Consider the following 13136-nt stretch of genomic DNA (forward strand, 5'->3'; position numbering starts at 1 on the left):
CACTTTAGCAACTACTAAAGTTCAATACCATATTAGTTAACTGTTACTTCTTTTTGTAGATTAAATTTTTCGCTAATTGCGTTAATATTATCTAGCATTTGTTTTGGATCATCTGTGAGGTCATGAATTATAAATTCGTCAACTCCATACAAATTCTGATATTCCAATAGCATATCGTGTAAAGAATCAATGGTAACAGCAAAAATTTTAAACCCTTCATTTTCTCCTTGACCATAGTGCTGTTTGAGATGACTTAATTCTTTTTGAGCTTCAGCGATTGTGTTTTCCATACAAATTGAAATTCCAACATTCACTTTAGGGTATACCTTATGTTTTTCAAAAAAATCTTGTTTAAATTGCAAGAGTTCTTCTTTTTTATAGTCATCATCTCCTGGGAGCGAATGAAATAACGACCTGGAGTAATTTAATCCATACTTAATCGCTGTTTCAACATTTCTATATGAGGTTGATAGGTACCACATTTCAGGAGGTTTTCCTCCAAATGGTGGAATAACAATTTCGTTTTCCTGGAGATTTTTCTTTTCATTATAGAAGAGATCATAAATGAGCTTTAGCTTATCATCAAAATCTTCTCTAAAGCCTTGTCTACTTTTTAAATCTCTATCCATCTTAACCACATCCTTGGTTTCTACAAGTCCGCTTCCTTTAGCCAAGCCTAAGTCAATCCTGTCGTAAAACATATTATTCATTAACTTATAATTTGTTGCCACTGGATAAGCATCATGAATTAAAATTGTAGAACCTGCAGAGCCTACTTTTATATCATCAGTCATTCCTGCTATAATACCTATTAATAGATCCGGGTTTGTAAACGCTGTTGTGGTTAGTGGACCGTGGTGTTCTCCTAACCAAAACCTTGAAAACCCTAGTCTATCTGCTTCAACGGCATACTCAATAATTTCTTCAATTGTGGCCATACTATTTTTATCAATTCTATAGCCATATTCTAATAGTCCTATTTTAATCTCTTCGTTTATCATGCTAAAGCCAATAAATTAAATTTTTCACTTATGAGTTCTGCATTTTTAATCTTGGCATCATTTGTTACTGCAAAATCATATATAATAAATTCATCAACCCCGAAGTCTACCTGGTAAGACAATAACATCTCGTGCATAAGATCTATAGTGGTTGGAATAATCCTAAACGCCTCTCGTGAATTTGCCTTTGTTTCAGCAACAAAATCATCTACTTTTTTTGTGGCTTCTTCAATAGTATTTCCTATATATACTGCTAAAGCTAGAGCAACTTCTGGGTATTGACCATGCTTTTCAAAATACAATGACTTACATTCTAAAAGCTCATCTTTGCTGAACTTTATTTCTCTTCCAGTACCATGAAATATGGACCTACAGAAATTTAACTTATGCTCTATCACAGTATCGAAACTGCGATAAGATCCTGATAAGTACCATAAATCCGGAGTAGAACCGCCAAGAGGTGGGATGAGGAGTTTATGTTCTTTTAAATTCTTTTCTTCGTTATTAAATAGGTCTACAATACTTTTTAGGTTATCATCAAAAATTTTAAAACTCGTATCGACGTTTAGGTTTTCGTTAGCTAGTTTCATAATAAGTTTACTATCTGGAATACCTTTAGACAGACCCAAATCTATCCTATCGGTATAAAGGTTGTTGAGCATTTTAAAATTTGTGGCCGTAGAATATGGTGAGTACAGACTAATAGACGTTCCTGCTGTTCCTACTTTAATTCTTTCGGTCATACCTGCTAATATGGTAAGTAAGATTTCTCCATTAGAAAATGGATGATTAGGATAAGTATAATGGTGTTCGGCTAACCAAAATCTTGAAAATCCTCTATTTTCAACTTCAATGGCATAGTTTATTATTTGTTCGATAATACTTAAACTATCTGTTTTCTCTCTATATCCAAGTTCTATAATTCCTAATTTAATTTGTCCCATATTGTGTGTCTTATTACGTATTAATAGTTGATATGTTAAGTGTTAACTCAAGGCTTTTGATGTGTTTAATAAAAGTTTAGAAAACGTAAATAGTCGTGTCCTAGGTCTTTTTGTTGCGACATTAGCATGATACCTATACCGCAAATGCCTTCGGAAAACGACAAGTGCGTATAATCATGTTGCGCATTATAATTAGAAAGGTAACCTGCCCATTCTGATTTTTTATTGTCTTTATTTAAAGTGCTGAATCCCCAATAATTTACAGCCTCATCTAACGTTGGGTTTTTAAGTTTTGCATTTGTCTTACTAAACAATGCGTGTAGACCTGACGAACCATAAAATAGGCTACCGTCTTTGGTATACTTCTCTTCATCATCTCTAAATTTTGCTGCGTTTTCTAAAATCTCGTTTCCAATGGACAGAAGGTCGTCATTTTGCAAAATTAGTCCTGCATTATAAAATGTATACCCTATCCCAATATCTCCATATGCTAAATCTTGATAATTTAATTTCTCTCGTTCATTGGCTTCAAGTCTAAACCAATTAATTCCTTTTTTTTCATTGAATTCATACAGAAAATTAAGCCCTTTTAATAGTATTGTTTTGAGGTTTTTATATGGCACTTGTTTTGAATAGGCCAATAACAAAAAGTTGATGATGCCAGCTACGCCATGTGTAACTCCAAGTTCAACTTCTGGTTCTTCAGGGTTTTTAATAACAGACTCCCAGTACGCAAAATTATCAACTGTTATGGCTTGTTTTTCGATGGATGATATGAGCTCTAAAAGTATTGGGTTGGTATCTATAAACTCAGACCTATTTAAAAAGTAATATCCTGCTTTTACAGCGCCCAACATTGGGTCTAGATTGTTTTTATTGACTTCTTCTAATAAAAAATCTTTTATAATCTCATCTGAGTCTACCAGAAGGCTATTAATATCATCATTATCAACAATACCTTGTTGAAATAAAAAGAACAAATAGTCTCCAAGATCAATAATGTTAGAAATAATGTTAGTTCCTTTATAATGACTTCCAATACCTTCAATACTTTTTTCCAAATACGATATCACGTCATTTAAGTAGGTATCATCGTTGGTGTACAAAAAGTAATAATAGTGATACAGGGAAAGGCCTAATAGACCATCTGTAATTCCCATATTAATGAACTTAGATTCATTATTAATGAGCGTGTCTCTTATTACATGTGGTTTTATGTTAATATGCTTTGTTATCACCTTGATTTTCTTGGGTTTCTGAACAATTAGATCTAGTACGACAAGAATACAATAAGCAAGAACCAGCTGCTAAATTTTCACCTTCAAGAGCTGATTCTTGTTTTTGAAGATTAGAGATTACCTGTTTATTTAATTCTAATTTTTTGTTTAGACTAATCACTCTTTTGATTATTATTGTTCTTTATCTTGTGTTTTTTGTGGACCACACGCACAATGCGTTGCATTCATATGACAAGAGAAAATACAACAGGAACCTCCAGGTGCCTGACCTCCTTTAATGTTCGACAATTTCTCTTCTTGTAATTTGCTTATTACTTCTTTATTAAGCTGAAGTCCTTTATTAAGTCTTATTTTTTTCATAATACATAAGGTTTAGTGTGTTATTATTTAAGGAGTTATACTTCTTCTTTTTCCTTTTCTTTTTTTGTTGCGGTATTACACGTGTGTAAAAAGCAAGATCCAGCAGCTCCCATACCTCCTTTAACGTTTGACAGTTGATGATCTTGAAGTCTAGTAACAACTTCTTTACTAAGACGAAGCGTTGTATTAAATTTTATTTTTTTCATGATAATTTGGATTTATATGTTTTGAAATGAAAGAAGATAAACAGCTAGTAATTATACTAGCTGTTTACTTATTAATCTAAGAAATTACAGCTCTTGAGGCGCATCTTTTTTCTTAGTGTTACATGAGAAGATTCCACATGATCCAGCGGCAGCCATACCACCTTTAACATTTGCTAATTGATCTTCTTGTAATTTACTTACAACTTCTTTGTTTAGTTGTAACCCTTTGTTTAATTTGATTTTTTTCATAATAAATGATTTTAAAATTAATGAATGAATAAGATACAAGTAGCCTGGTTTTATCTATATACCAACTACTTATGGACATCTTTATAAGATGTTATGCTTGCTCTTGAGGCGTATCTTTTTTCTTTTTTGTGTTACATGAGAATAATCCACATGAATCGGCTGGTGCAAGACCACCTTTAACATTTGCTAATTGATCTTCTTGTAACTTACTTACAACCTCTTTGTTAAGTTGTAACCCTTTGTTTAATTTAATTTTTTTCATAATAAATGATTTTAAATTAATGAATGAATAAGCTATCTTTTTATGTCATAGAGCTTCTATTTGGACGTCTCAAACTTGCAAGTTTAATTTTCAATATGTTTTAGGTTTTATGGCTGTTAAGACCTACCCTTATTTAGTTTCCTGTTCTTTCTTTTTCATCTTCGTTACCGAAATCTTTTCGATTCACTCTTATTTTTTTATTTCCGAAGCTGTATCGTAAAGACACTCTTAATCTTCGGGAATCATAATAGTTTTCATATGTTGTTCTTACACCATTACTAAATGCTGTAACCTCTGTAATTTGGCCTTTGAATAGATCACTTCCTGTTATGGTTAATTGTAAATCTCTTTTCAGAAAGAAAAATTTAAAAGAGACATCTACACTAGAGCTTGATGATGTTTTATAAATATCATAAACGCCAGCAAAATTGTACCAGGCATCAATACTTGATATAATGGTTCGGTTATCATTCAAAACAAAACTATTGCTAGTTGAGATGTATGTATTTACACCATTTCGTTTGTCATTTATAAAACTTAAAAGTGCCTCTGTATATCTGTAGTTAATATTAAGGGTATTCACACTTTCCCAGCCTTTCAATTTGTTGAATGTATACGACTCTGTAAGCCCAACAGTATAGCTATCATAATAGTTTTGAGGAACCACACTTCTTACTCCTGTTTGATTATCTACGGAAAGTATTTGCCCAAAACCATCCTTTATTTGCGAAAAATACAGGCTACTCACCCAGTTTTGTTTATGGATATAGGTGAACTCTAAATTGTCTGAAAATGAAGGTTGCAAAAACGGATTTCCTTCTATAAGTAGATAGGGGTTTTGTGTAATACGAAACGGATTGAGATATTCAAAAGCTGGTCGTGATATACGTTTATTATAGCTCAATGAAAATATATGATCTTCACTAGGCACATAGTTAATATAGGCACTAGGAAATAATTTTAAATAATCATTTTCATTGGTTTGATTTAGTTGTCGTGAAACGCCTTCGGTTGTTGTATTTTCAAATCTTAAACCAACTTTAGCACTCCATTTATCATTAAAACTTTTACTCGCTGACACATAAAGTGCTGTGTTGGTTTCCCTATATTCAAATTGATTGGTTTGGTTTATATCTAAAATTGGCGCACCCGAAGTTGTATCAAAAAAACTGACATCATTATTGGTGTTTATAAATGATAGTTTACCACCAAAATTAAGATCGATTTTTTCTAACGGATATTCAACATCTGCCTTAAATGAATAATTGTCTACATTTTGTCTTCCGTCATTTTTGCCAGCATTAAAACTATTTGGTGTTTCTTGTCCGTTATCAAAAAAATTAGACGAGTTATATACCCTAGAACTATTATCTATAAAGGTGAAATAGTCTAGATTAATAGAGATGTTTTTTCCAATAGAATCTAACTGATAACTGGAATGAAAATTAAGGGAGTGTAAAGGACTTGATTGGGTAATTTTTGATTGAGAAACGACAATAGAATCTATAGCAGAAGTTGCCTTATTGATAATATTTGTTCTATCGTTTTTGTTTTCTATCCTTGTATCATCATATCCCAATTGGTATTGAAAACCAGATGATAATTTATCATTCCATTGGTAATCAAGCGCTATTCGGGCGCTTACGCTATTATCATAAAATACGCGTCGAGGGTTTTCACTATCCCAAAGTTGATCTTCAAATTCAAACTCATTGGTATCTGTAATTTGCTTCGAACCTTTGTCATAAGATCCATTGACATAAAGCGAAGTTTTGTTTTTTCTGTACCTAAAACTCCCAGCTATATTACCATCTGGATAAGTATATTGGGTATAAGTCCCTCTAACACTAGACCTCCAACTATTTCTAACACCTTTCTTATATATTATATTAATTAATCCGCTATTTCCTTCGGCTTCATATTTTGCAGGAGGGTTAGTAATGATTTCAATTTTCTTAATCTCTTCGGAAGGTATCGACTTCAAGTAATTTGTTAAATCATCTCCAGATAAGTTGATAAAATTCCCATCAACCAAAACTCTCATATTGCTTTTCCCAAGCATAATGATTTCATCATTTTTGAGCCTAAGATAAGGTGCAACCTTCAAAATATCCGTCACATCTCCACCTGATGCAGAAATGGAGTTTTCAACATTAAAAACCAGTCTGTCAACTTTCTTTTCAATTAGATTTTTTCGGGAAGAAATAACCACTTCATCCAACTCATTTCTACTTGGATATAATGTAATTACACCTAAATCTAGACTTTCTGCTAAAGTTATATTTTTGGTATTTGTTTCATAGCCAATGTAACTTATACTAAGTTTATAGTCACCCGAAATGGCTTGTATTTTAAATCGTCCGTTTTCATCGGTAACAGTTCCAGAAATAGCTTCACCATTAGCCTTAGATAAAACAACATTTGCATAAGCAATAGCAACTTGTGAAGAGTCGTTTACAACGCCCTTAATTTCTGCTTGAGAATGTGCCAAATTGGTTACTAAAAAAAACATAAAAACTAATGGAAATACTTTCATACGTAGGTTTTATCAAACTTATACGTAAATTCTATTTTCTTTCCATTTTTAATCATAAAAAAAGTAAGGACTATCCTTACTTTTTAAATTCTTAATATTTCATTATCAGTTATATAAACCCTTTATCTTTAGCCACCAATAGTAGTTCTCTATCGTCTACACTCTTGATATTAAAAAGGTGTTTAAGGTGTCGCTTTCTTTTTTCGATTCCAGCTATGGATAAAGGCAAGATATTTGGTAAATCTTTCATTCTTGTTCCAATAGATAATTCGTATAAAATTTTTCTATCAATATTATCTAATAAGAAATCATTGGCTACTTGTTTTCGAAGAAGTCTGATAACCGTTTTACTATAATAAGGTGGATCGTTTATTATAGTATCAATAGTTTCTACTAGTTCTTTTGGAGTAATATCATTTTTAATTAAAAAACCATCTGGATTTAAACTCTTAAAAATACTATGAACCCTATAATTGTCATTAAAGGTTGTTGAAACAATTATTTTAGTATTAGGTAACAGTTTATTGATTCGTAATCCTAAATCTTCCCCTGATATAATTTTTCCGTCTTTAGAAGGTGGCAGTTTTATATCCAGAAAAACAATATCAAGAACTTTCTTTTTCGTAAAAATATCATTTATAACTTCCATTGAAGTATCACAGTCCTGTACGCAACGTATAGAAAAGCTAACCTCATCATGAGCTTTGCTATAATAATTGAATGCGGTTTTATAAGCTTCGGTAATAAGTGGATGATCATCTATAATAAGAACTGAATATTTTCTATTTTCCATAGCGGTATATATTTATATAGGTATTTGGGTTTCGATTAAAGTGCCTTGATCTGGAATGGAATTAATACGGAAATTACCACTTAATTTCTCTGTTCTTGTTCTCATGTTTTTTATGCCAATTCCCTTTTTCTTTCGATTTACATTAAAACCTTTCCCATCATCCTTAATAATCATAACTAAGTCGGTATCATGTATTGAAAAGTCTACAGTAATAAATTTTGCCTGAGCATATTTAGTAATATTCTGTAAGGCCTCCTGAATAATTCTATACAAGTTAACCTTTATAATTTCACTCATTTTTTGCCAGTCTATTTCTGAATCGAAGGAAAGCTCAAACTTAAAATCTCCAATTTTAGATTTACTTTCTAATAATTGATAAATAATACTTCTAAAATTTACTTGCGAACTATCAAAATTTGTATTTAGTTTATGAGACACCTCTCGTATCTCCTTTTCTATTGTTTGCAATTCTTCAAGAAATTTATTGTGTTGGTTTTTAGTATCGTCATTCCCTTTGATATCCAAAAAGCCAAGCCCCACTCTTGTTCCAAATAATTTTCCTAATATCCCATCATGTAGTTCTTCCGAAATTCTATTGCGTTCTTTTACTTTTTCTCTTTCTAATTTTTCTTGTTGTTTTAAAGTAATAAGATAGACCTGCTCATTGGCTTTTTGTTGTTCATTTTCTAACACTAATGTTTTATTTACAAGTTTTTGACGATTCATATAATAAGACAATAACGATATGGCAAACACACCTAAACTAATGATTATAATCCAAATCTTTTGCTGAGATAAACGTTTGTTCTCTTCAATATACTCATCTGTTTCATAAGCAATTCTTGTAAATTTATTCTGAATTCTTCGTTCTACTGTTTGAAGGCTATCACTAAACTGAATATGCTTTTCCAAATAACTCTGGGCAGATGTCTTGTCTAATTTTGACAACAACAATAAAGATTCTAGATAGTCTCTACCATTTTTATTTATTCGCGCAAGTGTATTAGCTTCTTTAGCATGACTAATAGCCAGACTAGTGTCTTGAGCAAAAGCATAATATTTCGAAAGATGGATTTTGCAAATAATAATTCCGGCTTTGTAGTTTAAACTATCTCTAATTCTTAAAGATTCTTTCAAATAACGATGCACGCTAATTGTATCATTCATCAAAAATTTACAATAAGCCTTATTATCGATAACCCGAGCGTAATGATTTATACTTTTGAGCTTTAAACTATCCCGTTTTAAAATATCGTCAAAATAACTTATTGCCTTTGTATAGTTCCCTTTCTTCAAATGAGTAACGCCAATATTATTTAAACTTGCCAAGTATAACTCTTCGCTTTTTTCTATTTCCTTGAGATATTCAAGAGATTTATCATAATAAAATAAAGCCCTGTCGTACTCTTGAATATCATTTTGCAATTGTGCTAAATAATTATAACACGAAAACAAAGATTTAGTATTATCCCTTCTTTTAACCTCATCTAAAGTTTTGTCATCATCAATTTTTTTAAACTTATCTATAGCTTTAAAAGTTAAAACCTCGCTTCCCGAATAATCTTTAAAGCGTCCTTTTATGAAGGCCATGCCATATTGCATTTTTGCAGCCTCATAGAGGCTTCCACTTTTATCGAAACAAGTATTGGCCAAATTGAAATAGTAATACGCGCTATCATAAACCTCAACTTTATTATAGTAGCTCGCATAATTCCAAAACAAATCTCCTAAGGCCAAAGAGTCTTCAATTCTTTGCGCTATATCTATAGCTTCGGAATTTTGTCTTTTGAATAATAAAGTGTCTCCAAGTTTAAAGTTTCTATAAGCAATATGACTTAGTTTCCTAACGTGCGCAGTATCTATCTTTGCAGATTTAATTTTCTGGTAAGACATTACCAAAAATTGCTTCCTTACATTGACATCGTAAGTATCATTTTTTGACGCCTCAATCCAAAAATCAATACTATCGTTTAAGGTTTGTGGTTCCTCGTTTTCAAAACTTAAATCTTTTTGATTACAAGACTGCAACAAGACAGTACTAAAAATAAGTAGTACATAAAATAATCTGTATATCTTACTAATATTCAAGAGATTTGAGTTTCAAACAAAGCTATAAAAAAAGCCTTTAATTCACATTAGTTTTTCTTTGAATAAACCATAATGAATCAAAGGCTCTTATGTGTGGGTTAGTTTTATTCTTTACTACCATCATCAGGATTGGCATCTTCTCCTCCAGTTGCTTGAACGTTTTCTAGTGTTGGTTGATCCTGCTCATCCTCAAAATCCAAGTCAGTACAAGAAAAAGTAAATGTTGATGCTACGAGTAATAAAAATAATAATCTAAAAGTTTTCATAATTAAAAGTTTAATAATCGTTTTCAAGAACTTAACGCTTGTCATTTTCGCGAAAACAGATTCTAATTGTTAGTGTTAATGATTTGAAAATCAGTGATTTTACATAGCTAAATTATGAACTCTATAAAGGTTCTACTACAAAAACATTATTGTTTTAGTCATTATTAGTCGTCTGCGAGTGAAATGCTACTTTTAGATAGGGAAGTTAGTTTAAAGTAATGAGCGTGTTTTTTGATAGGCTCCTATTAATTAAATCAACGTTCTCAATAAACGTTTTTGTAAATGGTATTTTGTGTTCTCTATTAATAAAGCAAATAGATTTACCATAATGAATTCTAGAAATACAATTCTTATTAATAATATAGCTTTTGTGAATTCTTAAAAACGTTTTAGGCAATAGGTTTTCAAAAACTTTTAGTGTTTTGTAAGCACCTACAACTCTACCATCAGTCATGTAAAAATCTGTAGTGTTATTATCTGCTTTTAAATACAAGATATCCTCAATGTTTAGATATTGATAGTCCTTATAGGATTTAAGACATATCGTTTCATTTAGCTTTATTGGACATTTCTTTTGAAATTTCAAAAGGCTTTTTCTAATTAAATGTTCCTTCAAAGGCTTTAATAAAAAATCTGAAAAGTCATACTTATAAGCATCAGCAGCTTTATCTTTTGATCTAGATACCGCAATAAAAGAAGGTTGATCTGACATACACTGATTAATTTCGAGCAAGAATTCTGAAATATTAATGTGTGGAGAATCGATATTGTAAAATATTATCTGAGGTTTTTCTTTTAAGACCAAGTTTAAAGCCATTTCATAATCTTCTTCAACAACATTAAATGCAATATCCTGAAAATCATCAACAACCGTTTGAATGACTTCCAAGGTCGTTATATCGTTATCAATTATTAAGCAATGTATCACCTTAACTTTTTGAGGGCAAGTTAATTACTTAAAAGGGGTGATGAGTATGGGATTTGGTTACTATAAATAAGGCTGAGACCTACTTTTACTATTCATTTTCATCAGGTACAATAACATTATGGTAGCGTATTAGCTGCAATTTTATATTGAATTCATAGGGTTTTTTAAAAAATTTGGGTAACAAAATCTAATTCGTGGAACATTAGTATAAATTGAAACGAATGATATAAAAGTGCTAAACAACCTCTTACAAAGCATATGATGATGATTATAGTGATTTTTACGTAAATAACTTTAAATCAATGCTTAATAGTAATCTTTTCTGAATAAAATATTGTTATTGTGGTTTTTTATATTTATTTTCAAAGAAAATTCGTACAAATTTTCAATTAATTTTTAAGCCATCAACATATGAATTTAAGACTACTTATTATTATTCTAGCTTTCGTATTGAGTTCTTCTTTAACTAAAGCGCAAAACTTATTAGACACTTCAACTTGGACTATTGGCAGCGGTTCTGTTTCTGGATTCGCTCAAAACGGAGCTACAAGTGAAAATAGCCGAGAATTAGGGACCGATCCTTTCGGCGATTCGTCCATTTTATGGAAAGGTGGAAACGATGCTGCCAATAATGCAGATGGTGGTTGGAACTCTAACTATCATAATATCAACAATGAAGAAACCTATCGCTTTGTTGTTTGGTTGAAAAAAACAAATTCTAACGATGGGCATAGCTATTTTGGTTGTCAGCAGTGGCAAAGCGGTACCGACACAAACTTTTATGATTATACCATTTTAAAATTAAATGGAGATATTGGAACAAATCCATATTTCTGGGTTGGAGACTTACCGCAACTCAACAAATGGTATATGTTAGTTGGATATATTCATGGTAAAAACTACAATTCAGACCTAAGTTATGGAGGAATTTATGACCCTGTTACTGGAACTAAAGTTGTCAATATTACAGATTTTAAGTTTGCTCCAACAACCACAAAATTGAAACATAGAGCTTATTTGTATTATGATACTAATACATCCGATAGACAGTTTTTTTATGCGCCTAGAGCAGAAATGGTTGATGGTAATGAGCCTCCCCTTGCAGACTTACTTGGTTTGAACGGTACAAATTATAACACCAATATATTAAATACATCTTATTGGACCGAAGGCTCCTCCGATTGGGGCGTAATCTATTTTAATAATTATGGGTCTGAAGCAGAAAACGAAAGAGTATGGGGTGAAAATCATGTGGGCGAAGAAACGTTGCTTTGGAAATCAAAATCTGATGGAGATAATGGGCCTAATGGTGGTTGGGATTCTTACAATATTCTTTTAGGCTATCCTTTTTACCATCGTCCTGTTCGTTTTTCAGTTTGGATTAAAAAAACAAATTCTCATGATGGCATGACGTTCTTTGGGTATAATGCCTATGGTAATGGATATTATAATAGTATTCCTCTTGATGGTAATTTTAGTGATTATAGCCATCCTAATGACCCTTATTTTTTTGCCGGAGATTTACCAAAACTTAACAGATGGTATCTGCTAGTAGGTTATGTTCACGAATATGGCTATGCAGGAACAGCTAATTTAGGGCGTATATATGATGGTGTAACAGGTGAAGAAGTTCAGGAATTAAGAGATTATAAGTTTCATAACACCGTCTCTCAAGTAAGACATCGTGCTTATTTATCTAATGACACAAACACGAACGACATACAATATTACTGTAATCCCCGAATAGAATATGCTGATGGTAATGAATTACCAATTGAAGAATTACTAAGAATTAACCCAGATTCAAAGTTAATATTCAGTTATGATCTTGCAGGAAACCAAAAACAACGCTTCTACTGTGAAGAAGAGGGCTTCTGCTCGCCAGTAGCTCCTGAAAGTAGAATGATCAACGAAGAAGGCGTAAAAATGGAAGAAGAAGGTGTTGTTGTGGCAGAACAAACAGATGTGCCTTTACCTGGTGAAGAAACAAAAGAAGATACAAATTTAACAGATGTAAAGTATACCATTTATCCTAACCCAACTGATGGGAAAATTGCCATTAAACTCTCAGGTAAGGATTACAATTTAACAAACTCCATTAATATTTATACATCTAGTGGTGCTCTTGTTAGAAGAATCAATATTAATAATCCTACTAATCAAATAGAGCTAAACATTAGTGACATGCCATCTGGAACCTATCATATCCATATGCATTTTACTAATGGGACAGTAAAAACAGAACAAATCATCAAAAACTAAACA

General features: G+C 31.7%; 14 protein-coding genes. 1 reads left to right on the top strand and 13 read right to left on the bottom strand.

Features of this window, described 5'->3' with window-relative positions; translation table 11 throughout:
* Positions 1–32: 32 nt before the first annotated feature.
* From Q0787_RS03600 to Q0787_RS03655, 13 genes are all read right to left on the bottom strand, one after another.
* A complete protein-coding gene (locus Q0787_RS03600; RefSeq protein ID WP_298900866.1) occupies positions 33–1001 on the bottom strand; it encodes an LLM class flavin-dependent oxidoreductase in 969 nt (322 codons plus the stop codon).
* Positions 998–1945 (bottom strand): LLM class flavin-dependent oxidoreductase, encoded by a 948-nt coding sequence (locus tag Q0787_RS03605; protein WP_298900867.1) that lies wholly within the window; start codon positions 1943–1945, stop codon positions 998–1000. Before Q0787_RS03605 ends, Q0787_RS03600 begins: the two co-directional genes overlap by 4 nt.
* A 65-nt stretch (positions 1946–2010) precedes the next feature.
* Entirely contained in the window at positions 2011–3183 is a 1173-nt protein-coding gene (locus tag Q0787_RS03610; RefSeq protein WP_298900868.1) for a lanthionine synthetase LanC family protein, read from the bottom strand.
* Positions 3164–3343 carry a class I lanthipeptide gene (locus Q0787_RS19345; RefSeq protein ID WP_366915875.1) on the bottom strand — a complete coding sequence of 60 codons (180 nt, stop codon included), beginning with the start codon at positions 3341–3343 and terminating at the stop codon, positions 3164–3166. The genes Q0787_RS03610 and Q0787_RS19345 overlap by 20 nt, the downstream gene beginning before the upstream one ends.
* A gap of 11 nt (positions 3344–3354) precedes the next feature.
* Positions 3355–3543: a class I lanthipeptide gene (locus Q0787_RS03615; RefSeq protein WP_298900869.1), complete on the bottom strand. Its 189-nt coding sequence runs from the start codon at positions 3541–3543 to the stop codon at positions 3355–3357.
* A 35-nt stretch (positions 3544–3578) separates the two neighbouring features.
* Positions 3579–3749: a class I lanthipeptide gene (locus Q0787_RS03620; protein WP_298900870.1), complete on the bottom strand. Its 171-nt coding sequence runs from the start codon at positions 3747–3749 to the stop codon at positions 3579–3581.
* Between the two features lie 84 nt (positions 3750–3833).
* Positions 3834–3998: a class I lanthipeptide gene (locus Q0787_RS03625; RefSeq protein ID WP_298900871.1), complete on the bottom strand. Its 165-nt coding sequence runs from the start codon at positions 3996–3998 to the stop codon at positions 3834–3836.
* Between the two features lie 91 nt (positions 3999–4089).
* Entirely contained in the window at positions 4090–4260 is a 171-nt protein-coding gene (locus Q0787_RS03630) for a class I lanthipeptide (RefSeq protein WP_298900872.1), read from the bottom strand.
* A gap of 133 nt (positions 4261–4393) precedes the next feature.
* Entirely contained in the window at positions 4394–6796 is a 2403-nt protein-coding gene (locus tag Q0787_RS03635) for a TonB-dependent receptor (RefSeq protein ID WP_298900873.1), read from the bottom strand.
* Positions 6797–6905: 109 nt separating this feature from the next.
* A complete protein-coding gene (locus Q0787_RS03640; RefSeq protein WP_298900874.1) occupies positions 6906–7589 on the bottom strand; it encodes a response regulator in 684 nt (227 codons plus the stop codon).
* A gap of 12 nt (positions 7590–7601) precedes the next feature.
* Positions 7602–9677, bottom strand: a complete 2076-nt coding sequence (locus Q0787_RS03645) for a sensor histidine kinase (protein ID WP_298900875.1) — start codon at positions 9675–9677, stop codon at positions 7602–7604.
* 104 nt (positions 9678–9781) lie between these two features.
* On the bottom strand, positions 9782–9943 hold the full coding sequence (locus Q0787_RS03650; RefSeq protein ID WP_298900876.1) for a hypothetical protein: 162 nt from the start codon (positions 9941–9943) through the stop codon (positions 9782–9784).
* 205 nt (positions 9944–10148) lie between these two features.
* Positions 10149–10871, bottom strand: a complete 723-nt coding sequence (locus Q0787_RS03655; protein ID WP_298900877.1) for a LytTR family DNA-binding domain-containing protein — start codon at positions 10869–10871, stop codon at positions 10149–10151.
* Between the two features lie 411 nt (positions 10872–11282).
* On the opposite strand from Q0787_RS03655, the gene Q0787_RS03660 reads away from it, so the two are divergent.
* Positions 11283–13133: a T9SS type A sorting domain-containing protein gene (locus Q0787_RS03660; RefSeq protein WP_298900878.1), complete on the top strand. Its 1851-nt coding sequence runs from the start codon at positions 11283–11285 to the stop codon at positions 13131–13133.
* The last annotated feature ends 3 nt before the right edge of the window (positions 13134–13136 follow it).

Source organism: uncultured Psychroserpens sp. (assembly GCF_947492715.1).
Taxonomy (GTDB): Bacteria; Bacteroidota; Bacteroidia; order Flavobacteriales; family Flavobacteriaceae; genus Psychroserpens.

Bases quoted from the DNA above. Each gene is read 5' to 3' on its own strand.
- Q0787_RS03600 (WP_298900866.1), bottom strand. From the start codon at position 1,001: ATGATAAACGAAGAGATTAAAATAGGACTATTAGAATATGGCTATAGA.
- Q0787_RS03605 (WP_298900867.1), bottom strand. From the start codon at position 1,945: ATGGGACAAATTAAATTAGGAATTATAGAACTTGGATATAGAGAGAAA.
- Q0787_RS03630 (WP_298900872.1), bottom strand. From the start codon at position 4,260: ATGAAAAAAATTAAATTAAACAAAGGGTTACAACTTAACAAAGAGGTT.
- Q0787_RS03625 (WP_298900871.1), bottom strand. From the start codon at position 3,998: ATGAAAAAAATCAAATTAAACAAAGGGTTACAACTAAACAAAGAAGTT.
- Q0787_RS03635 (WP_298900873.1), bottom strand. From the start codon at position 6,796: ATGAAAGTATTTCCATTAGTTTTTATGTTTTTTTTAGTAACCAATTTG.
- Q0787_RS03640 (WP_298900874.1), bottom strand. From the start codon at position 7,589: ATGGAAAATAGAAAATATTCAGTTCTTATTATAGATGATCATCCACTT.
- Q0787_RS03660 (WP_298900878.1), top strand. From the start codon at position 11,283: ATGAATTTAAGACTACTTATTATTATTCTAGCTTTCGTATTGAGTTCT.
- Q0787_RS03620 (WP_298900870.1), bottom strand. From the start codon at position 3,749: ATGAAAAAAATAAAATTTAATACAACGCTTCGTCTTAGTAAAGAAGTT.
- Q0787_RS03650 (WP_298900876.1), bottom strand. From the start codon at position 9,943: ATGAAAACTTTTAGATTATTATTTTTATTACTCGTAGCATCAACATTT.
- Q0787_RS03615 (WP_298900869.1), bottom strand. From the start codon at position 3,543: ATGAAAAAAATAAGACTTAATAAAGGACTTCAGCTTAATAAAGAAGTA.